The 25,400-nt window shown below is 73.7% G+C and carries 23 protein-coding genes and 2 pseudogenes; 15 read left to right on the top strand and 10 right to left on the bottom strand.

Annotated features, from left to right (window positions below):
• Positions 1–18: 18 nt before the first annotated feature.
• The gene (locus AC3IYI_RS08170; RefSeq protein ID WP_489409546.1) at positions 19–768 is read right to left on the bottom strand and encodes a GntR family transcriptional regulator; all 750 of its coding nucleotides are present in this window, start codon (positions 766–768) and stop codon (positions 19–21) included.
• A gap of 61 nt (positions 769–829) precedes the next feature.
• Positions 830–2,152: a homogentisate 1,2-dioxygenase gene (gene hmgA, locus AC3IYI_RS08165; protein WP_489409545.1), complete on the bottom strand. Its 1,323-nt coding sequence runs from the start codon at positions 2,150–2,152 to the stop codon at positions 830–832.
• 239 nt (positions 2,153–2,391) lie between these two features.
• Between hmgA and AC3IYI_RS08160 the strand changes: the two genes are divergently transcribed.
• From AC3IYI_RS08160 to AC3IYI_RS08140, 5 genes are all read left to right on the top strand, one after another.
• Positions 2,392–4,590 carry a right-handed parallel beta-helix repeat-containing protein gene (locus AC3IYI_RS08160; RefSeq protein WP_489409544.1) on the top strand — a complete coding sequence of 733 codons (2,199 nt, stop codon included), beginning with the start codon at positions 2,392–2,394 and terminating at the stop codon, positions 4,588–4,590.
• A 98-nt stretch (positions 4,591–4,688) separates the two neighbouring features.
• Positions 4,689–5,501, top strand: coding sequence for a cupredoxin domain-containing protein (locus tag AC3IYI_RS08155; RefSeq protein WP_489411468.1), 813 nt, complete (start codon positions 4,689–4,691; stop codon positions 5,499–5,501).
• A complete protein-coding gene (locus AC3IYI_RS08150; RefSeq protein ID WP_489409543.1) occupies positions 5,498–5,680 on the top strand; it encodes a hypothetical protein in 183 nt (60 codons plus the stop codon). Before AC3IYI_RS08155 ends, AC3IYI_RS08150 begins: the two co-directional genes overlap by 4 nt.
• Before the next feature lie 17 nt (positions 5,681–5,697).
• Positions 5,698–7,191 carry a hypothetical protein gene (locus AC3IYI_RS08145; protein ID WP_489411467.1) on the top strand — a complete coding sequence of 498 codons (1,494 nt, stop codon included), beginning with the start codon at positions 5,698–5,700 and terminating at the stop codon, positions 7,189–7,191.
• Positions 7,192–7,240: 49 nt separating this feature from the next.
• Positions 7,241–7,861: a TetR/AcrR family transcriptional regulator gene (locus AC3IYI_RS08140; protein ID WP_243340999.1), complete on the top strand. Its 621-nt coding sequence runs from the start codon at positions 7,241–7,243 to the stop codon at positions 7,859–7,861.
• Positions 7,862–7,977: 116 nt separating this feature from the next.
• Here AC3IYI_RS08140 and AC3IYI_RS08135 read toward each other — a convergent pair whose 3' ends face one another.
• Positions 7,978–8,667: an AMP-binding protein gene (locus AC3IYI_RS08135; protein WP_489409542.1), complete on the bottom strand. Its 690-nt coding sequence runs from the start codon at positions 8,665–8,667 to the stop codon at positions 7,978–7,980.
• Positions 8,668–8,946: 279 nt separating this feature from the next.
• On the opposite strand from AC3IYI_RS08135, the gene AC3IYI_RS08130 reads away from it, so the two are divergent.
• Entirely contained in the window at positions 8,947–10,359 is a 1,413-nt protein-coding gene (locus AC3IYI_RS08130; protein ID WP_489409541.1) for an aldehyde dehydrogenase family protein, read from the top strand.
• Between the two features lie 171 nt (positions 10,360–10,530).
• On the top strand, positions 10,531–11,610 hold the full coding sequence (locus AC3IYI_RS08125) for a Zn-dependent alcohol dehydrogenase (protein WP_489409540.1): 1,080 nt from the start codon (positions 10,531–10,533) through the stop codon (positions 11,608–11,610).
• Between the two features lie 142 nt (positions 11,611–11,752).
• Here AC3IYI_RS08125 and AC3IYI_RS08120 read toward each other — a convergent pair whose 3' ends face one another.
• Positions 11,753–12,400, bottom strand: coding sequence for a TetR/AcrR family transcriptional regulator (locus AC3IYI_RS08120; RefSeq protein WP_489409539.1), 648 nt, complete (start codon positions 12,398–12,400; stop codon positions 11,753–11,755).
• 145 nt (positions 12,401–12,545) lie between these two features.
• Between AC3IYI_RS08120 and AC3IYI_RS08115 the strand changes: the two genes are divergently transcribed.
• From AC3IYI_RS08115 to AC3IYI_RS08105, 3 genes are all read left to right on the top strand, one after another.
• The gene (locus AC3IYI_RS08115) at positions 12,546–13,697 is read left to right on the top strand and encodes an acyl-CoA dehydrogenase family protein (protein ID WP_489409538.1); all 1,152 of its coding nucleotides are present in this window, start codon (positions 12,546–12,548) and stop codon (positions 13,695–13,697) included.
• A gap of 76 nt (positions 13,698–13,773) precedes the next feature.
• A complete protein-coding gene (locus AC3IYI_RS08110) occupies positions 13,774–14,085 on the top strand; it encodes a YiaA/YiaB family inner membrane protein (RefSeq protein WP_489409537.1) in 312 nt (103 codons plus the stop codon).
• A 73-nt stretch (positions 14,086–14,158) separates the two neighbouring features.
• Complete coding sequence (locus AC3IYI_RS08105) at positions 14,159–14,827, top strand: TetR/AcrR family transcriptional regulator (RefSeq protein ID WP_489409536.1); 669 nt, start codon at positions 14,159–14,161, stop codon at positions 14,825–14,827.
• A gap of 1 nt (position 14,828) precedes the next feature.
• Here the strand turns inward: AC3IYI_RS08105 and AC3IYI_RS08100 are convergent, their stop codons facing one another.
• On the bottom strand, positions 14,829–15,290 hold the full coding sequence (locus AC3IYI_RS08100; RefSeq protein WP_489409535.1) for a MaoC family dehydratase: 462 nt from the start codon (positions 15,288–15,290) through the stop codon (positions 14,829–14,831).
• A 173-nt stretch (positions 15,291–15,463) separates the two neighbouring features.
• Between AC3IYI_RS08100 and soxR the strand changes: the two genes are divergently transcribed.
• Positions 15,464–15,907, top strand: a complete 444-nt coding sequence (gene soxR / locus AC3IYI_RS08095) for a redox-sensitive transcriptional activator SoxR (protein WP_243333912.1) — start codon at positions 15,464–15,466, stop codon at positions 15,905–15,907.
• Here the strand turns inward: soxR and AC3IYI_RS08090 are convergent.
• From AC3IYI_RS08090 to AC3IYI_RS08075, 4 genes and pseudogenes are all read right to left on the bottom strand, one after another.
• Positions 15,888–16,814 (bottom strand): 3-keto-5-aminohexanoate cleavage protein, encoded by a 927-nt coding sequence (locus AC3IYI_RS08090; RefSeq protein ID WP_489409534.1) that lies wholly within the window; start codon positions 16,812–16,814, stop codon positions 15,888–15,890. The two genes, soxR and AC3IYI_RS08090, sit on opposite strands and share 20 nt — an antisense overlap.
• Before the next feature lie 317 nt (positions 16,815–17,131).
• A pseudogene (locus AC3IYI_RS08085) lies at positions 17,132–17,608 on the bottom strand (hypothetical protein); the annotation flags it as partial.
• 152 nt (positions 17,609–17,760) lie between these two features.
• Entirely contained in the window at positions 17,761–19,140 is a 1,380-nt protein-coding gene (locus AC3IYI_RS08080; RefSeq protein ID WP_489409533.1) for a serine-threonine protein kinase, read from the bottom strand.
• Positions 19,141–19,222: 82 nt separating this feature from the next.
• Complete coding sequence (locus tag AC3IYI_RS08075; protein WP_489409532.1) at positions 19,223–20,515, bottom strand: exo-beta-N-acetylmuramidase NamZ family protein; 1,293 nt, start codon at positions 20,513–20,515, stop codon at positions 19,223–19,225.
• 155 nt (positions 20,516–20,670) lie between these two features.
• Here AC3IYI_RS08075 and AC3IYI_RS08070 point away from each other — a divergent pair, with 155 nt between their 5' ends.
• The 3 genes from AC3IYI_RS08070 (at position 20,671) to AC3IYI_RS08060 (ending at position 23,826) form a co-directional block, all read left to right on the top strand.
• The gene (locus AC3IYI_RS08070; RefSeq protein WP_489409531.1) at positions 20,671–21,435 is read left to right on the top strand and encodes an SDR family oxidoreductase; all 765 of its coding nucleotides are present in this window, start codon (positions 20,671–20,673) and stop codon (positions 21,433–21,435) included.
• A 95-nt stretch (positions 21,436–21,530) separates the two neighbouring features.
• Positions 21,531–23,153 carry a class I adenylate-forming enzyme family protein gene (locus tag AC3IYI_RS08065; protein ID WP_489411466.1) on the top strand — a complete coding sequence of 541 codons (1,623 nt, stop codon included), beginning with the start codon at positions 21,531–21,533 and terminating at the stop codon, positions 23,151–23,153.
• A 64-nt stretch (positions 23,154–23,217) separates the two neighbouring features.
• Positions 23,218–23,826, top strand: a complete 609-nt coding sequence (locus AC3IYI_RS08060; protein ID WP_489409530.1) for a TetR/AcrR family transcriptional regulator — start codon at positions 23,218–23,220, stop codon at positions 23,824–23,826.
• Here the strand turns inward: AC3IYI_RS08060 and AC3IYI_RS08055 are convergent.
• Positions 23,765–24,931, bottom strand: coding sequence for an alkene reductase (locus AC3IYI_RS08055; RefSeq protein WP_489409529.1), 1,167 nt, complete (start codon positions 24,929–24,931; stop codon positions 23,765–23,767). The two genes, AC3IYI_RS08060 and AC3IYI_RS08055, sit on opposite strands and share 62 nt — an antisense overlap.
• Before the next feature lie 62 nt (positions 24,932–24,993).
• Here AC3IYI_RS08055 and AC3IYI_RS08050 point away from each other — a divergent pair.
• Positions 24,994–25,341: pseudogene (locus tag AC3IYI_RS08050) on the top strand (MerR family transcriptional regulator); the annotation flags it as partial.
• Positions 25,342–25,400 lie beyond the last annotated feature (59 nt).

The following is a 25,400-nucleotide window of genomic DNA, read 5'->3' as shown; positions in this document are numbered from 1 at the left end:
CACCAGTGTGCGTCGACGTCAGTGTGCGTCGACGGTCACGGTGAAGGAGAACCGGTCCCCGCGGTACCGGATCCGCGCCACGTCGACCACCCGGCCGGAGCTGTCGTACGTGACGCCCGTGTAGTGCAGGATCGGGCTCAGCAAGGGCACTTGGAGCAGACCGGCCGTGAGCGGGTCGGCGAGCCGCGCCTCCACGGTGTCGGTGATTCGGCTGATGTCCACCTTCACGATGTCCCGCAGGACCTTCGTCATCGGCCAACGCTCCAGATCCGCCAGGTCGATGGAGTCGGCGAGCTCCGGACGCACCGCGTTCTCCGCCCAGTTGGTCGGCTCGCCGCTCTCGCTGTCGTGGCGGAGCCTGCGGTACGTGACCACCTCGGCGGTGTCCGGGAAGTGCTCCAGCAGCTCCCCGGACACCGCCGTCCGCTCGTGCCCGAGGATCGTCGTACGGTCGCCCGACTGCTGCGCCACGATCGCGTCGACCGAGCCGAGCAGCCGGACCGGGGCCCCGCGCAGCGCCGCCGGCTCGATGAAGGTCCCGCGCCGCCGGTGGCGGCTGATGAGGCCCTCGGTCTCCAGTTCCTTGAGCGCCTGCCGCATGGTCAGCACGCTGACCCCGTAGTGCTCGGCGAGCTGCTCCTCGGTGGGCAGGCGCAGCGAGGCGTCCGCGGTGCGCCCGAGTATGGAGGCGCGCAGCGACTGGGAGACCTGGTACCAGAGCGGCAGCTTCCGGTTCAGTACCAGCGAGTCGGGGGCGAAGGCGGTCACGGGTGGTTCTCCGTAGGACGGGGTGGGCGCGGCGGCGGCGCCGCGCGGCGTGCTCGTGATGTTAGGCGCGGAAGTGGCGCTGGAGCCCCTGCCAGACGTCGTCGTATCCGCCCTGGAGGTGGTCCGCGCCGGCCGCCTGGGCGGTGGCGGTGATCGGCCAGCGGGTCTCGAACATGAAGGCCAGGCCGTCGTCGATCTTCTGCGGCTTCAGTTCGGCGGCGCTCGCCCGGTCGAAGGTCTCCCGGTCGGGACCGTGCGCGGACATCATGTTGTGCAGGGAGCCGCCGCCGGGCACGAAACCCTCCGCCTTGGCGTCGTAGGCGCCGTCGATGAGCCCCATGTACTCGCTCATCACGTTCCGGTGGAAGTACGGCGGGCGGAAGGTGTCCTCGCCGACCAGCCAGCGCGGCGCGAAGACCACGAAGTCCACGCCCGCCAGGCCAGCCGTGTCGGAGGGCGAGGTCAGCACCGTGAAGATGGACGGGTCGGGGTGGTCGTAGCTGATGGAGCCCAGGACGTTGAAACTGCGCAGGTCGTAGACGTACGGGACGTGCGTGCCGTGCCAGGCGACCACGTCGAGCGGGGAGTGGTCGTAGGTGGCCGTCCAGAGGTTGCCGCAGAACTTGTTGACGACTTCGGTCGGACGCTCGGCGTCCTCGTACGAGGCCACCGGCGCCCGGAAATCGCGGGCGGCGGCGAGCCCGTTGGCGCCGATGGGGCCCAGGTCGGGGAGCTCGAAGGGCCGGCCGTAGTTCTCGCAGACGTACCCGCGGGCGGTCTCGTCCTGGAGCTCCACGCGGAAGCGGACCCCGCGCGGGATCAGCGCCATCTCGCCCGGGCGGGCGCTCAGCAGGCCGAACTCGGTGCGCAGGAGCAGGCCGCCGCGCTCGGGGACGATCAGCAGCTCGCCGTCGGAGTCGCTGAACACCCGGTCCGTCATGGAGGCGTTCGCGGAGTAGAGGTGGATGGCCATGCCGGAGCGCTGGGTGGCGTCGCCGTTGCCGCCGAGGGTCCACAGGCCCGCCAGGAAGTCGGTACCCGGGGCCGGGTCGGGCAGCGGGTTCCAGCGGAGCCGGTTGGGGTCGGCCGGGGCCTCCGTGAAGGGCGCGCTGCGCAGGGCGCCGTTGCCGGTCCGGGTGAAGGGAGGGTGCGCGGCCGAGGGGCGGATCCGGTAGAGCCAGGAGCGGCGGTTGTGGGAGCGCGGCTCGGTGAACGCGCTGCCGCTGAGCTGCTCCGGGTAGAGGCCGAGGGGGGAGCGCTGGGGCGAGTTCCGCCCGATCGGCAGCGCACCGGGGACCGCCTCCGAGCTGTGCTCATTGCCGAAGCCGGTGAGGTACTCGAGCGCCTCCGCCGTCTTCCTGGCCTGCTCGCTGCCGCCGCTCATTGCACGCTCCCGGTCTGCCGAAGGAATCCTATGCCTGACAGTAGGATTCCTGGGCCCGTGCGTCAACGGGAGATTCCTGTCAGTCGACCGACAGGTGAGGGCGTGGCGCGGGTGGGGCGAGGGGGTGGCGCGCGCGGGGCGGCGCGCGGGGCGGGTGCCCGGTTACGAATTGGCCTGTCAGAGGTCTATTCCTGCGCGAGGGGATCCCAAAAGATGAACATTCCTCTACTCTCACGCGCATGTCGTGGACCCGCAGGTTTCCTGCCGTGCCGGCGGCGCTCCTCGCCGCCCTCCTAGCGCTTCTGTCACTCCTCGTCGCCGCGCCCGCCGCGAGCGCGCACGAGGAGCGCCCCGTCGAGCTCCCCGACGGCACCGGCTCCGTACCCGCCTACCGCGCGGGCGAGCCGGACCTGATCGTCTGCAAGACCGACCGGCCCGCCTTCGAACGCCGGATATCCGCCTTCCCCGACACCCTCGAGCAGCGCAACCTCGTCCTCTACGAACGCTGCGAGAAGAACGGCTTCCGCGACCTCCAGGCGGCCGTCGACGCCGTGGACCGCCCGGGCATGAACATCGCGATCCTCCCCGGCCTCTACGAGGAGGAGCCCTCGCTCACCAAGCCCACCGGGGAGTGCGCCTCGCTCAAAGCGCCCAACTCCTCGCTCGGCTACCAGATCCTGACCTACGAACAGCAGATGGCCTGCCGCCACAACCAGAACCTGGTCGCCATCCTCGGCAAGACCGACCTTCAGATCGAAGGCACCGGAGCCTCCCGCCAGGACGTCGTCATCGACGCCAAGTACCAGAAGCTGAACGCGATCCGCGCGGACAAGTCCAACGGCATCTACTTCCGCAACTTCACCGCCCAGCGCACCACCTTCAACTCGCTGTACGTCCTGGCGGGTGACGGATTCGTCATCGACGACGTGCTGACCCGCTGGAACGACGAGTACGGCTTCCTGACCTTCGCCAGCGACCACGGGCTGTACAAGAACTGCGAGTCGTACGGCAACGGCGACTCCGGCATCTACCCCGGCAGCGCCTCCGACATCAACGAGGGCCGCGGCTACGACGTCCGCCGCTACTCCATCGAGATCACCGGCTGCCGCAGCCACCACAACATGGTCGGCTACTCCGGCACCGCGGGCGACTCCGTGTACGTGCACGACAACGAGTTCGACCAGAACATGGGCGGCGCCTCGATGGACAGCGCCTTCCCCGGCCACCCCGGCCTCCCGCAGAACCACGCCCGCTTCGAACGCAACCTGATCCACGACAACAACGCCGACTACTACCACTACGTGGCGGACGGCACCTGCGCCAAACCGCCCGTCGAGCGCGGCTACGAGCAGGGCGTGGTCTGCCCGCAGATCTCCATGCCCCCCGGCACCGGCATCATCACCGCCGGCGGCAACTGGAACCTCTACGAGAACAACTGGGTGTACGGGCACCAGCGCGCGGGCTTCTTCCTCTCGGCCGTGCCCGCCTTCATCCGCGGCGAGGAGGCGCTCTCCAAGCAGACCGACACCTCCCACCACAACCGCTACGCCGGCAACATCCTGGGCAAGGACAAGTCCGGCGCCTCCCGCCCCAACGGCATGGACGTGTGGTGGGACGGCCAGGGCCGGGGCAACTGCTGGCAGCAGGGCCCGGACGGCTCCACCCCGGGAACGCTCCCGCAGTGCGGCGAGCGGCGCGGCGCGGTCTCCGGCGCCTCGGCCCGGCTGGCCGGCGAACCGGTGAAGCTGGCCCAGCTCCTCGTCTGCGCCGACTACAGCGTCCAGGCGCGCAAACTTCCGGCCGGCTGCGACTGGTACGGCTCCCGGGGCCTCCAGCGGGTGGAGACCCAGCTCGCCCTCGCCGTCGCGGCGGTCCTCCTCCTGGTCGGCGGCCTCCTGTGGTGGCGCCGCCTGCGCGACTCACGCCTGGCCGGCGTGGCCGCCGTGCTCGGCCTCGCGGGCCTGGCCCTGGACGTGGCCGGCTCCACGATGGGCCTGATCGGCACCTTCGTCCCGGCACTGGCCCTGCTCTGCCTCGGCCTGTGGTGGACCGGCACCGGCCTCGCCCTGCGCCCCGGCCGGCCCTGGCTGGCCCGCCTGACCCTGCTGCTGGGTGCGCTCACCCTCCTCGACGCCTTCGACAAGGCCGTCCTGATGATCCCCTGGGTCCCGCTCAGCCCCGCCTGGATCCGGTCCCTCGTCGCGGTGGTCTGGATCCTCTGGGCCGTCATCGCCGCCGCCCGCCCGGGCGGTGCCCCGGCCCGCCCGGCAGGCCCGGGCGGCGACCCGGCAGGCGACCGGGTCCGCGTCCCCGCAGGCCCGGCCCTGATCCGCAGCGCCGAAGCCGAAGCCGTTGCCGAGGGCGGTCCTGGCCACGGCTCCGGCGCCCGTCCCGGCGCCGGAACGGAGCGGGGCGCTGCCGGGGGAGACCGGCCGTGACGGGGCACCCTGGCGGCGACCGCACCGCACGGCGGACCTGGTGCGACGTCTGCGGCACGCCGCCCCGCAGGTCCCGCCGGACGGGCCGCGCGGCGGCGCTGCTCGCCCTGGCCCTGCTCCTGGCCGGCGGCGCGGCGACGGGCTGCGGGGGGCGGGCCACCACCCACCACAAGCCCGGCACCACCCACGAGCAGGCCTCCGGCAAGGCCGGCACCCTGCTCACCGCCGACGACGGCGCGGGCCACCGGCTCCGCGAGGTCCCGGCCGAGGGCGCGCCGGAGGTCCGGCTCGCCTCCCGGCCGGACTCCGAGGACGGCTGGAACCTCCAGCTGACGGTGACGAACTTCCACTTCACCCCCGACAGCACCGGCGGCGCCGCCCTCCCGGGTGCCGGGCACGCGCACCTGGAGCTGGACGGCCGCAAACTGGCCCGCCTGTACGGCCCTTGGTTCCACCTGCCCGCCACGCAGGTGCCCGAGGGCGGCACGCACACCCTGACCGTCCGCCTCTACGCGGACGACCACACGGCCTGGGCGGTGGCGGGAAAGCCGGTCGAAGCAACCCTCCAACTCGCCGCGGAATCCGGCCAGTCCACCCACTCCCATTCCCCGGCCGCACCGTCTCCCACGCCCCCGGAGGCGGCGCAGGCCGACCGTACGGTGACCATCACCGTGCGGGACGGCAAGGTCAGCCCGGCCCCGGGCCGGGTGGAGGTGACGCGCGGCGAACGCGTGGCTCTACGGGTCACCAGCGACCGCGCGGACACCCTGCACGTGCACGGCATCGACAAGGAACTCGCCCTGCCGGCAGGTCAGGAGGCCACCCTGATCCTGAATGCCGACCGCACGGGCCTCTTCGAGGTCGAGACCCACGAGTCCAACCTCGTCCTGACCCAACTCGTCGTCCGATGACCCCAGCACCCCGGCTCACGGAATCGACCCGGATCCCGGCCGGAGCCCCGGCTCCGACCGGCGCGCCGGCCCTGACACCGACCTGTGCCCCGGCCTGCGCCCCGGCCCTGACCCACATCCTGCCCCTGCCCCTGGCTCTGCCCCTGCCCCTGGCCACGGCCCCGGCGGTCCGGCGGTGACCGGGTCCGGGCCGGAGATGGTCCCGTACGGGGTGTCCGGTGGCGGGTCCGGCCAGGGCGTGGTCCTTCACCCGGCCGATCCGCTCACCGTGTTCGCGCACGGCATCGGCTCGCAGCACGATCTGCCGATCTCTCCCTTCTATGCCTTCGCCGGTGCCTTCACCGCACTCTTCGTCTCCTTCCTCGCACTGGGTCTCCTCTGGTCCGCCTCCCGCTTCCGCGGCGACCGCTCCGGCCTCGCGCTGCCCGCCGGGTTCCAGCGGGTGGCCGACGCGCCGGCCACCCGCACCGCCCTGCGTGGGCTCGGCCTCGCGGCCGCGCTCGCCGTTCTCCTGTACCTCCTCCTCGGTCCCGACGACCCCGCCCGCAACCCCGCTCCCGGCGCCGTCTACGTCCTGCTCTGGGTCGGCCTCGTCCCCGCCTCCCTCCTCTTCGGTCCCGTCTGGCGCCTCCTCAGCCCGCTCCGTGCCCTGCACCGCCTGCTCGCCCGGCTGTCGGGGAAGCTCCGTACGGCCGGCCCCTCAGCCCCAGTTGCCGCCGGAGCCGCCGCCGCGCGCTCCTCCCGGAGCCCACGCCTCCCGGCACCACACCTCGCCGTGGTGCCAAAGGCCCCTGACCCGGGGCCCCCGGGCCCGTCGTCCCCGCGTCCGGAGCCCCGGACGTACCGCCGGCTCCCCGCCCGGCTGGGGCAGTGGCCGGCCGCCGCAGGGCTCTTCGCCTTCACCTGGCTCGAACTCGTCTCTCCCGATCCCGCCTCCACCACCACCCTCCTGATCGCCCTGACCGGCTACGCCGCCGTCCAGCTCCTGCTCGCCGCCCGCTACGGCGAGCGCTGGTTCGCCGACGGAGACGCCTTCGAGGTGTACTCCGCCCTCCTGGCCCGGCTCTCCCCCCTCGGCCGTCGCAGCGACGGCCGCCTCGTTCTCCGTAACCCCTTCCACGGACTCGACGCGACACCCGAGCAGCCCGGACTCGTCGCCACCGTCTGCGTCCTGCTCGGATCCACCGCCTACGACGGCTTCTCCGACAACCCCTCGTGGATCAATGCGATCCAGACCTCCCCCCTCGGCCGCACGGCTGCGGCCACCCTCGGACTCATCGGAGCCGTCGCCCTCGTCGCCGCCCTCTACTGCCTCTGCGCGGCGGTCACCCGCCTCGTCTGCGGCCCGCACCCCGGCCCGCTGACCGCCTTCGCGCACTCACTCGTACCGATCGCCCTCGGCTATCTCGTCGCCCACTACTTCTCCCTCCTGGTAGTCGAAGGACCACGCACAGTCATCATGGCATTGGGCACTGACAACGTCCCCGAACCCTTGTCTCCCTTGGGTCCCGGCGGCCTCGCCGCACTCCAGGTGATCGCCGTCGTCACCGGCCACGTCCTCGGCGTGATCGCCGCGCACGACCGCTCCGTACGCCTCTTTCCGCCCGCCAAAGCCGTCGCCGGGCAACTGCCGCTGCTCGCGCTGATGATCACGTACACGGTGGGCGGCCTCAGCCTGCTGCTGAACTGAGGCGGCCGAACCGGTACCGCCGCCGACCCGTGAACCCAGGAGCGGCATGATGGACCCCGTGCCCCCAGCCCACCCCCTGCGCCGGACGCCGATCCAGCAGCGCAGCGCCGACCGCCTCGCCCGGATCCTCGACGCCTGCGCGGAGCTCCTCGACGAGACCGGGTACGAGAACCTCAGCACCCGCGCCGTGGCCCTGCGGGCCGGCGTGCCGATCGGTTCGGTCTACCGGTTCTTCGGCAACAAACGGGCCATGGCCATCGCCCTGGCCCACCGCAACCTCGACCGCTACGCCGACGGCATCGAGCAGCGGCTCGCGGACCTCCCGGACACCGACTGGCGCCCGGTCGTCGACGCGGTGCTGGACGAGTACCTCGTCATGAAGCGCAGCGTGCCCGGCTTCGCCCTCGTCGACTTCGGGGTGCCGGCGCCGCCGTCCGAGGGGCCCGCCTCCGACCCCAACCACCTGGTCGCCGTCCGCCTCACCGAACTCCTCGGCGCCCACCTCACCCTCACTCCGGACGCCGCCTTGGAGCGGGCCGTCCTGGTCGCGGTCGAGGCCACCGACGCCCTGATCCAGCTGGCCTTCCGCAACGACCCGGCAGGCGACCCCGACATCGTCGCCGAAACCCGCGCGATGATGCACGCCTACCTCGCGCGCGTCCTGGACTGACCGGGCGGAGCACGCGCGTCGGATGGTGATGGCGGCCCCCGCGCCGGGAGACCGCCACCGCCTTACGCGCCGCCGGGCCGGCGCCACACCTCCCCGCCCGTCACCGACCGGACGGGTCAGCCGCCCGGTCCGGCGGTCTGGCCCAGCGGCCGCGCGACGCCTTGGAGGCGGCCGGTCACCACCAGGTTGCCGTCCGGCGTGCGTCGCGCCAGGGCACCGGTGCGCACGTAGCCGTCGGGGGTGAAGGAGCGTGCGTTGAGGCCGGGCGAACGGTAGTAGCCGCGGGCGGTGTAGGGGCCGCGGGCCAGGAGTTCGCCCGGCTCCCCGTCGGGGACTTCCGTGCCGTCGGCGTCGACGACGCGGATCTGGTCGTCGGGGGAGAGCGGACGGCCCTGCGTCGTGAGCACCGTCTCGTCGGGATCGTCGGTCCGCGTGAGGGTGAGCAGCCCTTCGTCCGTACCGAAGACCTGCTGGAGGCGGCAGCCCCCTTCGGAGCTCACCCGTTCGGCGGTCGCGCGGTCCAAGGGCGGGGTGCGGCCACCGATCTGCACGAGGCGCAGGCTGCTCACATCGGCCCGGACGGCGGGACGCGCGTCGAGCCAGAGCCGGGCGGTGTCCGGCGTCAGCGAGGCGACGGTGACCCGCTCGCGCTCGATGGCAGCCAGGAACGCGGCGGGTTCCGGGTCCTCGACCAGGACGACGGTGCCGCCGACGGTGAGCGTGCCGATGATGCCGGGGCCGCCGAAGGCGATATTGAGGTCGGCGGGCAGCGCGGCGAGGTACACGTCGTCCTGGGTGAGCGACACCAGCTCGGCAGCGGCCCGCGCCTGGTACGCGTAGTCGTTGTGGGTGCGCGGAACCAGGCGGCGGTCGGCGCGGCTTGGTGGTCCTGGCGGCAGGGATGCTTTTCGGCATCATCTGACCCCGTACGCCCCTGGCGCACACAAAACTACCGGCGCTAGTTTGTAGGGTGTTGGCGACGTCGGGTCAGATACGGCGACCGCACGTCACGCGTCATCGTTCACAGGTCCAGACGTCCAGACGTCCACAGGTCCACGCGCCCGCGCGCGCTCGGGAGGATTGCCATGAAGGCCCACGACGGGATGTACATCGGCGGCGAGTGGCGGGCCGCCCTCGGCCACGGCCGCATCGAGGTCCTCAACCCGGCCGACGAGCGGCCCATCGCCTCGGTCCCGGCCGGAACGCCCGAGGACGTGGACGAGGCCGTACGCGCGGCCCGCGCGGCCTTCCCGGCCTGGGCGGCCACTGCTCCGGCCGAGCGGGCCGCCCTCATCGGGTCCCTGCGTGACGTGCTGGTCGCCCGCAAGGGGGAGATAGCCGAGACGATCACCGCCGAGCTGGGCTCGCCGCTGGGGTTCTCGGAGATGGTCCACGTCGGGGCGCCGATCGCCGTGGCCTCCTCCTACGCCGAGCTCGGGGCCTCGTACGCCTTCGAGGAGCGGATCGGGAACTCGACCGTACTGCTGGAGCCGGTCGGCGTCGTCGGGGCGATCACCCCCTGGAACTACCCGCTGCACCAGATCGTTGCCAAGGTGGCACCCGCTCTCGCCGCAGGCTGCACCCTCGTCCTCAAGCCCGCCGAGGACACCCCGCTGACCGCACAGCTCTTCGCCGAAGCCGTGCACGAGGCGGGGATCCCCGCCGGGGTCTTCAACCTGGTGACCGGCACCGGCCCGGTCGCCGGCCAGGCCCTGGCCGCGCACGAGGGAGTCGACCTCGTCTCCTTCACCGGATCCACCGCCGTCGGCAAGCAGATCGGCGCCACGGCCGGCGCCGCTGTCAAGCGGGTCGCCCTGGAACTGGGCGGAAAATCGGCCAATGTCATCCTGCCCGGCGCCGACCTCGCCAAGGCCGTCGCCGCGGGCGTCGGCCACGTCATGAACAACTCCGGCCAGAGCTGCAACGCGCTCACCCGCATGCTCGTCCACCGGGACGACTACGAGGAGGCGGTCTCCCTCGCGGCCGCCGCCGCGGGCAAGTACACCTCCGGCGACCCCCTCGACCCGGGCACCCGCCTCGGCCCGGTCGTCAGCGCCAAGCAGCGCGACCGCGTCCGCGGCTTCATCACCAAGGGCGTGGAGGAGGGCGCGCGCCTCGTCGCGGGCGGGCCCGAGGCGCCGCACGCGCAGGGGTACTTCATCGCCCCGACCGTGTTCGCCGACGTCACGCCCGACATGACCATCGCCCAGGAGGAGATCTTCGGCCCGGTGCTGTCGATCCTTCCCTACGGAGACCAGGACGAGGCCCTGGCCATCGCGAACGGCACCGACTACGGGCTGGGCGGGGCGGTCTGGGCGGCGGACGAGGCGACGGCCGTGGCCTTCGCACGCCTGATGGACACCGGCCAGGTGGACATCAACGGCGGTCGCTTCAACCCGCTCGCGCCCTTCGGCGGGTACAAGAAGTCGGGCGTGGGCCGCGAGCTGGGCCCGCACGGCCTCGCCGAGTACCTGCAGACCAAGTCCCTGCAGTTCTAGCCTCGCGGCCTCGCGGCCTCGCGGCCTCGCGGCCTCGCGGCCTCGCGGCCTCGCAGGCCGGCAGCCCCGCGGGCCGGCAGCCCAGAGGCCCGCCGGCCCGCCCGTAGCGCCACGGCCCACAGCCTCGCGCCCTCACAGCCCCACGACCCCGCACACACGGAGACGACGATCATGGTCCGCGCCGCCATCCTGCCCGCCGTCGGAGCCCCCCTTGAGATACGGGACATCGTGCTGCCCGAACCCGGGCCCGGCCAGGTCCGGGTGCGGCTCGCCGCCGCCGGGGTCTGCCACTCCGACCTCTCCCTCACCAACGGCACCATGCGGGTCCCCGTACCCGCCGTCCTCGGCCACGAGGGCGCGGGCACGGTCCTGGCCGTCGGCGAAGGGGTCACCCACGTCGCGCCCGGCGACGGGGTGGTGCTCAACTGGGCCCCGTCCTGCGGGCAGTGCCACCACTGCGCGATCGGCGAGGTCTGGCTCTGCGCCAAGGCGCTCACCGGGGTCGGAGCGGTGTACGCCCACGATGCCCGGGGCGTCGAGCTGCACCCCGGGCTGAACGTGGCCGCCTTCGCCGAGGAGACGGTCGTCGCGGCCAACTGCGTCCTGCCCGCCCCCGCCGGGATCCCGCTCCCCGAGGCCGCACTGCTCGGCTGCGCGGTCCTCACCGGCTACGGAGCCGTCCACCACAGCGCCCAGGTCCGCCCCGGCGAGTCGGTGGCCGTCTTCGGAGTCGGCGGCGTGGGTCTGGCCGCCCTCCAGGCGGCCCGGATCGCGACGGCCGGCCCGATCGTGGCCGTGGACGTCTCCCCGGACAAGGAGGAACTGGCCCGGGCGGCCGGCGCCACGGAGTTCCTGCTCGCCTCCGAGACCACCGCCAAGGACATCCGCGCCCTCACCGGCGGTCACGGCGCGGACGTGGCCGTCGAGTGCGCCGGCCGGGCCGCGAGCATCCGCGGCGCCTGGGAGTCCACCCGGCGCGGCGGCCGTACGACGGTCGTCGGCATCGGGGGCAAGGAGCAGCAGGTCACCTTCAACGCCCTGGAGATCTTCCACTTCGCCCGCACCCTCACCGGCTGCGTCTACGGCAACAGCGACCCCGCCCGCGACCTCCCGGTGATCGCCGCCCACGTCCGCGCGGGCCGGCTCGACCTCGGAGCCCTGGTCACCGACCGGATTACGCTCGACGGCATCCCGGCGGCCTTCGACGCGATGCTGGCGGGCAAGGGCGGCCGCTCACTGGTGATCTTCTAGCGGCCCGCCCCTCCACCTGCCTGCCCGCCTGTCCGCCCGCTCGTCCGTCCGTCCGGGAGGCCCGCTCTCTGCGGGCCTCCCCTCAGGCCGAGTCAGGCCGAGTCAGGCCGAGTCCGGCAGAATCCGGCGGCGCCGGACGGCGTCAGGCCGTCTCCCGCAGGGCCGCGTACTGGAGGGCCAGGCCGTCCAGCAGCGCCGCCAGGCCCGTCTCGAAGGCGCCCTCGTCGACCTCGTGCTGGCGCTCCGCCAGCAGGTGGGCCTGGCCCAGGTGCGGGTAGTCCGACGGGTCGTATGCCGTCTCGTCGTCCACGAAACCCCGGGCGAAGGAACCCACCGCCGAGCCGAGGATGAAGTACCGCATCAGCGCCCCGATCCGGGTCGCCTGCGCGGGCGGCCAGCCGGCCGCGGTCATCGCGCCGAAGACGGCGTCGGCCACCCGCAGCCCGGCGGGCCTGCGGCCCGGTCCGCGCGCCAGCACCGGCACGATGTTCGGATGGTCGGACAGCGCGGCCCGGTAGGAGTGTGCCCAGTCGCGCAGCGCGACCTGCCACTCCCGGCCGTCCCCCGCCTCGAACATCGACAAGTCGACCCGCGCGCTCACCGCGTCCGCAACCGCGTCCAGGATCTCGTCCTTCGTGCGGAAGTGGTTGTACAGCGAGGGCCCACTGACCCCCAGCGCCGCCGCCAGCCGCCGCGTCGAGACGGCCTCCAGCCCCTCGCCGTCCACCAGCGCGCCCGCCGCCTCGACGATGAGCGATCTGCTGAGGAGGGGCTTGCGCGGTCTGGCCATGCGTCACATAGTAAGGCCTGCCGCATTTAAACTAGCGGTGGTAATTAACGCGCCGTCGTGCCTGCTCACGCCCCGTCCGCTCGTGCCCCGACCGATCCCCGCCCCGTCCGATCCCGTCCGATCCCGCCCCGCCCGGAGGTGCCCGGTGAATCTGGAACTCAGCGAGGAACAGTCCGCCGTCCGTGATCTCGCCCGCGCGTTCACCGAGCGCGAGATCGCTCCGTACGCCGCCGAGTGGGACCGCGCCGAGAGCGTGGACCGGGCCGTCGTGAAGAAGCTCGGCTCCGTCGGCTTCCTCGGCCTGACCGTCCCCGAGGAGTACGGCGGTTCCGGCGGAGACCACCTCTCCTACGTCCTGGTCACCGAGGAACTCGGCCGCGGGGACTCCGCCGTGCGCGGCATCGTCTCCGTCTCCCTGGGCCTGGTCGCCAAGACCGTCGCCGCCTGGGGGAGCGAGGAGCAGAAGCGCGCCTGGCTGCCCCGCCTGTGCTCCGGCGAAGCCCTCGGCTGCTTCGGGCTCACCGAGCCGGGCACCGGCTCCGACGCCGCCGCCCTCACCACCCGCGCCCGGCGCGAGGGCGACTCGTACGTGATCAGCGGCAGCAAGATGTTCATCACCAACGGCACCTGGGCCGACGTGGTCCTGCTCTTCGCCCGCACGAACGAGGAGCCCGGCCACCGCGGAATCTCCGCGTTCCTCGTGCCCGCCGACGCCCCGGGCCTGACCCGCCGCGAGATCCACGGCAAGCTGGGCCTGCGCGGCCAGGCCACCGCCGAACTCGCCCTCGACGGCGTGCGCGTGCCCGCCTCCGCGATGCTCGGCCCCGAGGGGAAGGGCTTCTCCGTCGCCATGTCGGCCCTCGCCAAGGGCCGGATGTCCGTCGCCGCGGGCTGTGTCGGCATCGCCCAGGCCGCGCTGGACGCGGCCGTCTCCTACGCGGCCGAGCGCGAGCAGTTCGGCAAGCCGATCGCCCACCACCAGCTGGTCCAGGAGCTGATCGCCGACATCTCCGTCGACGTGGACGCGGCGCGGCTGCTGACCTGGCGGGTCGCCGATCTGATCGACCGCGGACTGCCCTTCGCCACCGAGTCCTCCACCGCCAAGCTCTTCGCCTCCGAGGCCGCAGTCCGCGCCGCGAGCAACGCCCTGCAGGTGCACGGCGGTTACGGCTACATCGACGAGTACCCGGCCGGCAAGCTGCTGCGCGACGCCCGCGTGATGACCCTGTACGAGGGCACCAGCCAGATCCAGAAGCTCCTCATCGGCCGTGCCCGTACAGGGGTTTCGGCATTCTGAGGCCCCGAAGTTTCTAAGTACGTACGTGAGTACGCGCACGGATGTGCCGGTGCCCGGCCCGCCCGAAGCTGGACCCATGAACGAGACACAGGTCAAGCAGCAGAACACGGGGGCCTACTACGGCCAGGCCGTCGCCTCCTTCGGCGTCGCCATCGGTGCGGTCTCCCTGGGGATCTACAACATGGAGGCCGACGGCTGGGTCCGCGCCTTCCTCGGCATCGCGGTCCTCTACCTCACCACCTCGGCCTTCACCCTCGCCAAGGTGATCCGTGACCGCCAGGAGGTCACCCAGATAGTCAGCCGGGTCGACCAGGCCCGGATGGAGAAGATCATGACGAGCTACGACCCCTTCGCCACCCCGAATCAGCCCGCTCCCCAGGATCGCTAAGCGCTTGCTCACCCTCCGGTAGGCTGTTCATTCCGAGGTGTTCATTCCTACGGGCCGAAGAGGGGAGCGAGCGATGGACAGCGCGGAGGAGATCGGCGGCTACCGGCCGTGGTCGGAGGTCACTCCCGACGCCGCGCGGCGGCTGCTCGTCGCCGCCGTGGAGGCCTTCGCGGAGCGCGGGTACCACGCCACCACCACGCGGGACATCGCGGGGCGGGCCGGCATGAGCCCGGCCGCGCTCTACATCCACTACAAGACCAAGGAAGAGCTGCTCCACCGGATCAGCAGGATCGGCCACGACAAGGCCCTGGAGATCCTGGACACCGCCGCCTCCGGCCCCGGCAGCGCCGCCGAGCGGCTCGACGCGGCCGTACGGTCCTTCGTGCGGTGGCACGCGGCGCATCACACCACCGCGCGCGTGGTCCAGTACGAGCTCGATGCTCTCGCTCCGGAGCACCGCTCCGACATCGTGGCCCTGCGCCGGCAGAGTGACGCGGCCATCCGCCGCATCCTCGCCGACGGCGTCGCGGCCGGGGAGTTCTTCGTCCCGGACGTCCCCGGTACCACGCTCGCCGTGCTGTCGCTCTGCATCGACGTGGCCCGCTGGTTCAGCGCGGACGGCCGCCGCACCCCCGACGAGGTCGGCGCGCTCTACGCCGGCCTCGTGCTCCGCATGGTGGGCGCGGGCCCCGACGAGGCCGCCGCCGCGCGTGCGTCGGGCGGCGGCACGCCTCGGACGTAGGTCAGAAGTAGTAGCGGGACACCGACTCCGCCACGCACACGGGCTTCTCGCCGCCCTCGCGCTCGACGGTCACGGTGGCGGACACCTGGACGCCGCCGCCCGCCTCCACGACCTCGGTGATCAGTGCGGTCGCGCGCAGCCGCGACCCGACCGGCACCGGCGCCGGGAAACGCACCTTGTCGACCCCGTAGTTGATGCCCATCCGCATGCCCTCGACCCGCATGATCTGCGGCACCAAACTCGGCAGCAGCGACAGCGTGAGGTATCCGTGCGCGATCGTGGAACCGAAGGGCCCGGACGCCGCCCGCTCCGGGTCCACGTGGATCCACTGGTGGTCCCCGGTGGCGTCCGCGAAGAGGTCGATCCGCTTCTGGTCCACCTCCAGCCAGTCGCTCGGGCCGAGCGGTGCGCCGATTCCGGCGGTGAGCTCCTCGGCGGACGTGAAGATCCTCGGCTCGGACATACCCGTACCTCTCCCTGGCGAATAAGCGCTTGCTCAGCATGCTGGGGCCGTCATGGATCTGTCAACGACTGTCAATGGCTGCCAGCGACTGCCGGCGGCTGCCGATGACTGCCAACGACCGTCGACGACGTGCCCGGCTCCGAATCCCGGCCCCGCCGATTACCCTCGGCGGTGTGCCGCAGATTCCCGAGAAGGTCCATGAGCTCACCGTCGGCCAGCTGTCCGCCCGCAGTGGCGCGGCCGTCTCCGCACTCCACTTCTACGAGGCCAAGGGCCTGATCAGCAGCCGCCGCACCTCCGGCAACCAGCGCCGCTACACCCGCGACGCACTGCGCCGCGTGGCGTTCGTACGGGCCGCCCAGCGCGTCGGCATCCCCCTCGCCAGCATCCGCGACGCACTCGCCCAGTTGCCCGAGGGCCGCACCCCCAACCGCGAGGACTGGGCCCGGCTTTCCGAGAGCTGGCGCGCCGAGCTCGATCACCGCATAGCCCAACTCGGCCGCCTGCGCGATCATTTGACCGACTGCATCGGCTGCGGATGCCTCTCCCTGGAGAACTGCGCGCTCTCCAACCCGGACGACGTCTTCGGCGAACGCCTCACCGGTTCCCGTTTGTGACCTCCCGCGCGCGGGCCGCCGCCGCGACCAGTTCGGCGTTCGACCGCGCGGCCCGCCCGTCCGGCAGGTGCAGCACGTCCCCTACGCCGATCCGCGCCCCGGCGCCGTACCGCGCGGCCAGCCGCAGCGCCGGCCAGGCCGCCGCCTCCCGCCCGAACAGCAGCACCGGCACCGGCGGCAGCCGGCGCAGCAGCTCGGCGACCGGCCCCGGGTCGGCGGAGCCCAGCTCGGCCACGAGCCGGACCCGCGAGGGGTCCCGCACCGGCCAGGCGAGGAACCGCGCGAGCGGGCCCGCCGCCCCGCCGACCGGGACCGCCCCGCCGACCGGGACCTCCGCGTCCACCGGGACAGCCCCGTCCACCGGGACAGCCCCGCCCACCGGGACAGCCCCGCCCACCGGGACAGCCCCGCCCACCGGGACCTCCGCGTCCACCGCCGGCCCGCGCTCCAGCAGCGCCTCGGCGAGCTCCCGCGCGCCCGGCTCCGCGAACCGCACCAACGCCCGGTCGGGCAGCACCGTCCAGCTCCGCACCCGCGCCAGCCGACCCGCGTGATCCGGCTCGGCCCCCACGCCCACGGCCACGGCCACGGAGGCCGCCACCCCGCCGCCGGGTCCGGGACCGCCCCGGACCCCGCCACCGCCCCCGAGGCCCGCGTCGCGCAGAGCCTCCAGCAGCGGCCCGACCACCCGGGGCGAGAGGCTCTCGCGCCCGCACGGGGTGCGTGGATGGACCAGCACCTCCCGGGCCCCGGCGGCCACCGCCGCCAGCGCGGCGTCCACCAGGTCCTCGGGGCTCATCGGGACGGCCGCGCCGTCGGCGGCGCCCCGGGAACCGTTCAGCGACACCACCAGAGTGGGCTCCCCTCCCGCCCCCACCCGGCTCGCGCCGCCCGCCACCCCGCTCACGCCGCCCCCGCCAAATCGGCCCCCTGCAATGCCGTGTCCGCGAGCGCCGGTCTCGGCACCACGATTCCGCAGCCCGCGCACACCGGCCCGTCCCACGCCCACCCGGCGCCGGCCGAGGCCCCGGCGGTCCCGCCGCCGATCCCACCGGTCCCACCGGTCCCACCGATCCCACTGGTCCCGCCAGTCCCACCGGTCCCGGCGCCGGTCCCACCGATCCCGCCAGTCCCACCGGCCCCAGCCGCCCGGCCGCCCGGCCCCACGGTCGAATCCCGGGCCGCCGCCGCCGCAGCAGCAGCAGCCGCAGCCGCAGCGGCAGCCCCAGCATCCGCCCGCACCGGCCAGTGCAGCTCCCGGGCCCCGCACACCGGACACCCCGTCCCCGGCTCCGACTCCAGCGCCTCCACCAGCCGTCTGAGCACCTCGCCCAGTGCTCCCTGCGGCCGCACGCCCGGATCGGCGCACCGCACGACCGCGTCCCCGCTGCCGCTCCACGCCCACTCGGGCCGGCGCAGCCCGTCGTGCTTCTCGCGCCGCCGGCGCTCCGCGAACTGCCGCTCGTACTCCAGCCAGACCGCCCGCGCCTCCTCCAGCTCCTCCAGCGCGGCCACCAGCCGCGACGGGTCCGCCGCCCGGTCCTCGGGGCCGATGCCGTGCCGGTCGCACAGGTGCCACCAGGTCGCGCGGTGCCCGTACGGGGCGAACCGCTCCAGGCAGCGGCGCAGAGAATGGCGCCGCAGGGCCCCGTCGTTGCGTGCGTCGCGCACCTGATGGGCCAGACTCCGGAATCCCGCCATCACACCTTCACCTCCGCCGAGCGCCCAGCACCGGGCGCCGTGCCCGCCGCGCTGTGTTCCCCACAGGACCGGCGCCGTGTGCCCAACATGCCCGGCCCGGTGCGGGCGCATGCGGGGGCGGTCGAGGCGTGCGGGTGGCACATGGCCGGAACTCAGCGCCCCATGCGCCCCGCGACCACCACCAGCCGGGCCAGCTCCTCGTGGCAGATGTCGCTGTGCGCCCCCGAGGGGGCCCCGCCGCGCCGGACCACGGAGCCCGCGTCCACGCTCACGCAGCCCGCGGCGGGCAGGCCGCCCCGCAGCGCCGCGTCCAGGGTCAGCCGCGGGGTTCCCGGTACGCCCCGCACCCCGTCGTGCCCGATCGCGCCCCACCGCTCGTCGAAACCCAGCAGACCGGCCGAATCACCGGCCATCCGGGAGGCCAGCGGATAGAACACCTTGAGGGAGGAGTCGTAGGGGGAGTGGCAGGCCGTCAGCGGCCCGTCGATCCTGCCCTGCAGTCCGCGCAGGGCGCCCCCGCGCCCTCGGTCGTGCGGCAGGCTGTCGGCGAACGCGTAGTGGGAGAAGGCCCCTTGGAGGATGGTCAGGGACTTCACGTTCCGCGCCCCGGACGGCAGCCCGCGCAGTGCGAAGGAGACCACCCGGCCGCCGAAGCTGTGCCCGACCAGGTGCACCCGCAGGGCCGGGCGGCGGCCGGCCAGCTCCGCCAGCAGCGGCCCGAGGCCGTGCTCGCCGACCACCCCGGCCCGCGCCTTCATCTGGTAGTACGTGGCCTGGCGCAGCACCTCCTTGGCGCCGTTCCACAGCGTCCGCATCCCCCCGCCGGCCGAGAAGCCGGGGGAGCCCCCGGCGCCCGGAGGTTCCCCGGGGAACGTGGCGCCCGCCTCGGCCAGGGCGTCGGTGAACTCCCGGCACACCCGCAGCACGTCCCCGCTGAGGAAGTCCGGCACCTCGCGCGGGGCGAAGGCCGCCGCCAGGTCGTCGCCGGTGCCCACCCCGTCCACCCCGGCCAGCTCCCGTACGAGCGCGCCGAACTCGGTGAAGTCCCCCTCCCGCGTGGGCCGTTCCTCCAGCAGCTCGGCGATCCGGTCCAGCTCCGCCGCCCGGCCCGGCCAGAAGGCGCCGAGGGCCTGCCGGGTGGCCGGGTCCAGGGCCGTTCCGTGGCCCGGCTCCGCGGCACCGCCTCCGGCACCCTCCACAGCGCCCCGGGGCTCGAAGTCGGGTATCGGCTCGTCCGCGAACCGGATCGAGGGCCACACCACCCCCACGTACCCCAGCCGTACCCCGGTCCCCACCAGATCCGCGAAGGGGGCGTAGAACCGGTCGAAGAGCCGGATCGCAGTGGACCGGTCGGAGTTCCATCCGTGGGCGAAGACCAGCAGGTCCGTGGCCTCGATCCCGAAGACCGTCTCCCGCACCCCCGGGCCCGCGTCGCCCTGCGCGTCGTAGGTCAGCTCCACGTACGGCCGGGCCCCGATCCCCACCGCCGTCCCCGTCGCTCCCGCAGGCACCGCCCCGCCGATGTGCACCATGACGCCCCCCTCCACGCCGTGTCCCTGTTCCGCAGCATCCTGCGGAACAGGCCGCCCGGCCAGCCCCTGCGCACCGGCCGGTTCACGGGTACAGCAGGTACTCCTCCCGAACCGCCGCGAACTCCGCCAGCCCCGCCGCCCAGTCGCCCGCGATCTCCTCCACACCCGCCCCCGCGTCGACCATCCGCCGGACCCGGTCCGAGCCCGTCAGCCGGTCGATCCACTGGTCGGAGCGCCAGGCGAAGCCGCTCCACACCCGCCGCGCGGTGACCAGCAGCCCGATCCCGGCCCGTACCGGATCGAAGGCCTCCCGGTCGTGGACGAGCAGCCGGACCCCGCCGCAGGTCTTCCCGGCGTGCTTGGAGAAGGACGGCGTGAAATAGGCCTCCCGGAACCACACCCCGGGCAGCTCCAGCGCGTTCGCGGCCTGTGCCCACCGCCGGTCCACGCCCTCCGCGCCGACCAGCTCGAAGGGGGTGGTGGTGCCGCGCCCCTCCGACAGGTTCGTCCCCTCGAACAGGCAGGTCCCGGCGTACGCCAGGGCCGTGCCCGGCGTCGGCATGTTCGGGCTCGGCGGCACCCAGGGCAGCCCGGTCTCCTCGAAGAAGGACTCCCGCCGCCACCCGGCCATCCGCACCACCTCCAGCCGCGGGGCGGCGCGGCTTCCCCGCAAGAACTCGCCCGCGAAGAGCCCGGCCAGCTCGCCCGCCGTCATCCCGTGCGCCAGCGCGATCGGCTCCCGGCCCACGAAGCTCGCGTACGGGCGCTGCAGGACGGGCCCGGCCGCCCGCCGGGCACCGACCGGGTTGGGGCGGTCCAGCACCACCACCGCCTTGCCGGCGAGCGCGGCCGCGCGCATGCAGTCGTAGAGGGTCCAGATGTAGGTGTAGAAGCGGGCGCCGACGTCCTGGATGTCGAAGACGACGGTGTCGACGCCGGCCGCCGTGAAGACGTCCGCGAGCCGCTGCCCGCTCTTGTCGTACGTGTCGTACACGGGCAGCCCGGTCGCCGGATCCCGCCCGGCCCCCTCCGAACCGCCCGCCTGGGCCGTACCCCGGAAGCCGTGCTCGGGGCCGAACACCGCGACCAGGTCCACGCGCGGGTCCGCGTGCAGTACGTCGACCAGGTGGCGGGCGTCAGCGGTGATCCCCGTCGGGTTGGTGACCACCCCGACCCGCTGCCCGGCCACTACGGCGTACCCGTCCGCGGCGAGCCGCTCGAACCCGGTCCGCACCCGGCCGACGGGCGCGACCGTCGCCTGCGCCCCCGCGGCTCCCGCCTCTGGGGCTCCCACTCCCGGGGCCCCCGCCCCCAGGGCGCCCGCGGCGCCCGCCGCCCCGGCCAGACCCAGCAACCCGCGTCGCGACAGCGTCATCGCGCCAAAGTAGGGCTCCGCACCCTTCCACCCGGACATACCGACTGGTTAGTCTGCCCGTGATCCGGCAGGCGGCTCAGGCACCCGGGACGCCAGGCACCCAGGGCGCCAGGGCGCCAGGGCAACCAAGGCACCACCACACGAAGGGCGGACCCGTGAACGTGTTCCAGGACCAGCGAGTCGTCGTCACCGGCGCGGGCGGCGGCATCGGAGCCGCCCTCGCCCACCGCTTCGCCGCCGAGGGGGCGACCGTCGCGGTCAACGACCTCGACCCCGCCAAGGCCGCCTCCGTCGCGGACGCGATCGGCGCCCGCGCCGTCGCGGTGCCCGGCGACGCCTCGGCCGTGGTCGCGGAGGCCCGCGAGGCGCTCGGCGGCACCGTGGACGTCTACTGCGCCAACGCGGGCCTCGCCTCCGGCGGCGACGCCTTCGCCGACGAGGCCGTCTGGGAGGCGGCCTGGGACACCAACGTCATGGCCCACGTCCGCGCCGCCCGGCTGCTGCTGCCCGACTGGCTGGAGCGCGGGAGCGGCCGCTTCGTGTCCACCGTCTCGGCCGCAGGGCTGCTGACCATGATCGGAGCGGCCCCGTACAGTGTCACCAAGCACGGCGCGCTCGCCTTCGCGGAATGGCTCTCGCTGACCTACCGCCACCGCGGGCTCCAGGTCCACGCCATCTGCCCGCAGGGGGTCCGGACCGACATGCTCACCGCCGCCGGATCGGCGGGCGAGCTGGTCCTCGCACCGACCGCGATCACACCGGAAGCGGTCGCGGACGCACTGTTCGACGGCATGGAGAAGGGCCGGTTCTTGATCCTCCCGCACCCCGAGGTCGCGGACTTCTACGCGTCCCGCGCCACCGACCCGGACCGCTGGCTGAGCGGCATGAACCACCTCCAGCGCAAGTGGGAGACCCGGTGACCGCAGACACGACGCCCCCGGCCCCGCCGCAGTCCCCGGCCCCGCAGCAGCCCGCGCCCCCGCCCTCCCGCTACGCCGCCAAGCCCTGGCTCGGCCTGCTCAGCCCGGTCCAGCGGGCCCCGATCGCGCCCCCGCCCAGCGTGCTGCACGCCTTCCGCGCCGCCGTCGCCCGCGCCCCCGGACGCACCGCGCTCGCCTACTTCGACGGCCGCCTCACCTACGCCGAGGCCGACGCGCTCTCCGACTCCCTCGCCGGCCACCTCGCCGCCCACGGCACCCGCCGCGGGGACCGGGTCGCGGTCATGCTCCAGAACACGCCGCACTTCGTGCTCGCCGTCCTGGCCGCCTGGAAGGCCGGGGCGGTCGTGGTCCCGCTCAACCCCATGTACAAGTCCGGCGAGGTCGGCCACATCCTGCGCGACTCCGGGGCCACCGCCCTGGTCTGCGAGGCCCGCGCCTGGTCCGCGTACCTGCGCGGGGCCGCGCAGGGGACCGCCGTACGCACCGTCCTGACCGCCTGCGACCTGGACTTCCAGACCCGCGACGACATACGGGTCCTCGCGCCGGGCCGCCCGGAGCAGGCGGCCGACGCCGCCGATCTCCACGCCGTGGCCCGCCGGGGCCACCCCGCCCCGCCCGACCCGGAGCTCACGGCCGCCGACACCGCCCTCATCAGCTACACCTCGGGCACCAGCGGCACCCCCAAGGGCGCCATGAACCCGCACGGCGCGCTCACCCACAACGCCGTGCGCCAGGTGACCGGCCACCCCCTCCCCGAAGGCGCCGGCTACTTCGCGCTCGCCCCGCTCTTCCACATCACCGGCATGGTGTGCGAGCTCGCCGCCTGCGTCACCAACGCCGGCACCCTGGTCCTCGCCCACCGCTTCGAGGCCGGAGCCGTCCTCGACGCCTTCCTCGAACACCGCCCCGCCTACACCGTGGGCCCGGCCACCGCCTTCATGGCGCTCGCCGCCCACCCCGGGGCCACCCCGGACCACTTCGCCTCCTTCCAGGTGGTCTCCTCCGGCGGCGCCCCGCTGCCGCCCGCCCTGGTCGAACGCCTGCGCGCCGCCTACGGCTTCTACCTGCGCAACGGCTACGGCCTCACCGAATGCACCGCCCCCTGCGCCTCCGTGCCCGTGCACCGCGAAGCCCCCGTCGACCCGGCCTCGGGCACCCTCTCCGTGGGCGTGCCCGGCGCCGACACCCTCGTACGGATCCTCGACGAGAGCGGCGCCGAGGTCCCCTTCGGGGAGACCGGGGAGATAGCCGTACGCGGACCCCAGGTCGTACCCGGCTACTGGGGCCTGCCCGCCGACACGGCCAAGGCCTTCCCGGACGGCGAACTGCGCACCGGAGACGTCGGGTTCATGGATCCCGAGGGCTGGCTCTACGTGGTCGACCGCAAGAAGGACATGATCAACGCCTCCGGCTTCAAGGTCTGGCCGCGCGAGGTGGAGGACGTGCTCTACACCCACCCCGCCGTGCGCGAGGCGGCCGTCGTCGGCATCCCCGACCCCTACCGCGGGGAGAGCGTGAAGGCCTACGTCAGCCTGCGCCCCGGGGCCGAGGCCGACCCGGCGGAACTGTCCGCGTACTGCGCCGAGCGCCTCGCCGCGTACAAATACCCGCGCCGGGTGGAGATCCTGCCTGTCCTTCCGAAGACGACCAGTGGCAAGATCCTGCGACGGGAACTGCGGACACGCGACCACGGCTGAAAACGGCCGGACCGCGTCCGCACGGAGCCGCACACGCCAGGAACACGAAAGGGAGGCGACAGCCATGGCCGCCAGGACCACGACGGAGACCGTCGGGGCGCACGAGGCCCCGGTACCGCGCCGGCTGCTCGCCGTCGCGACCAGGCTGTTCGCCGAGCGGGGCTTCGAGCGGACCTCGGTCCAGGAGATCGTCGAGGCGGCCGGGGTCACCAAGGGCGCGCTCTACCACTACTTCGGTTCCAAGGACGATCTGCTGCACGAGGTGTACGCGCGCATGCTGCGGCTCCAGCAGCAGCGGCTCGACGCGGTGGCCGATTCCGACGCCCCGGTGGAGGAGCGGCTGCGCGCCGCGGCCGCCGACGTGGTGGTCACCACGATCGAGAACTTGGACGACGCGGCGATCTTCTTCCGCTCCATGCACCAGCTGAGCCCGGAGAAGTACAAGCAGGTCAGGGCGGAGCGCCGGCGCTACCACGAGCGCTTCCGCGCCCTGGTCGAGGAGGGGCAGGCCGCCGGGGTCTTCTCCGACGCCACCCCGGCCGACCTGGTGGTGGACTACCACTTCGGCTCCGTCCACCACCTGTCGACCTGGTACCGCGAGGACGGCCCGCTCACGCCGCAGCAGGTAGCCGACCACCTCGCGGACCTGCTGATGCGGGCGCTGCGTCCCTAGGGGCCGGGAGCGCGGGGTAGTCGGTGTAGCCCTCCGGCCCGGACACGTACATCAGGAACTCCGGCCGGAGCGCGTTGAGCGGGGCGCCGGTGCGCAGCCGCTCCACGAAGTCGGGGTTGGCGAGGAAGCCCCGCCCGAGCGCGACCAGGTCGGCGCCGCCGGCCAGGAGCGCCTCGCCCCGCGGCCTGCCGCCGTCGGAGGCGACCTCCTCGTGGGACAGCCGGGGGTTGGCGATCAGGGTGCCGGGCCAGGCCGCGCGGATCTTCCGGAAGAGGGGCTGGTCCGGGTCGGCGTGGACCAGGTGCAGATAGACCGGCCCGATCTGCGCCAGGGCCTCGACCAGCGCCGGGTAGATCTCCTCGGTGTCGCCCTCCTCGACGCCGTTGACGTTGACTCCGGGGGAGATCCGTACGCCGACCCGCTCGGGGCCGATCGCCTCGGCGACGGCCCGTACCACCTCGGTGGTGAACCGGATCCGGCCCGCCACCGGCCCGCCCCACCCATCCGTGCGCCGGTTGGTGTTCCGCGCCAGGAACTGGTGGAGCAGGTGGCCGTTCGCGGAGTGCACCTCCACCCCGGCGAAGCCCGCCTCGACGGCATTGCGGGCGGCGTTCGCGAAGTCCGCGACGGTCGCCTCGATGTCCTCGGGCGTCATCTCCCGCGGGTCGACGGCCTCCTGGAGCCCGCCGGGGGTCTGCAGCGGTTCAAGGAAGCGCACCGCCGAGGGGGCGAGCGGGACGTGCCCGCTGGTGTCGGGGTGACCGACCCGGCCGCCGTGCTGAAGCTGGAGGAACATCCGCCCGCCGGCGGCGTGCACGGCGTCGGTGACGCGGCGCCAGCCGGCGATCTGCGCCGGACTGTGGATGCCGGGGATGTTCGGGTAGGTCTGCCCGACGGCGCTCGGGGTGGTGCCCTCGGCGATGATCAGACCGGCCGAGGCGCGCTGGGCGTAGTAGGTGGCCATGAGGGACCCGGGGACCCCGTCGGCCCCGGCCCGGTTGCGGGTCAGGGGCGCCATGACCAGGCGGCTGGGGAGCTCCAGGCCGCCGAGGCGGGCGGATTCGAAGAGCGGGGATGCGGTGGGGACCTGCTGTGTCTGCGTCATGCCGGTACCGTAAAACCTGACGTTGATGTCAGATTCAAGTCGGGACGCGGGGCGGAGTGCACATGCGGATCGGGGAGTTGGCGGCGCGCACCGGGGTCAGCGAGCGTTCGCTGCGGTACTACGAGACGCAGGGACTGCTGGTCTCCGACCGGACGCCGGGCGGCCACCGCGACTACACGGAGCGGGCGGTGGACCGGGTCATCCGGATCCAGGAGCTCTACGCGGCCGGACTGCACAGCGCGAAGATCGGGCAGATCCTGCCCTGCATGCGCGATACGGACGGCGGGCCGAACGTACGGGCCACGCCCGCGCTCGTCGCCGAGCTGACAGCGGAACGGGACCGGATCGACCGGCTGATCGCCGATCTGCTCCGGTCCCGTGAGGTGCTGGACGAGGTCATCGAGACGGCGGCGGGCCACCCCGCCACCACCACCGTCGTCACCGCCACCGTCGCCGCTGCCAGCATCGC

This window comes from Streptomyces sp. GL_148 (assembly GCF_057834205.1).
Note: the sequence above shows the minus strand (reverse complement) of the source record. Positions and strands in the feature narration are given on the sequence as shown.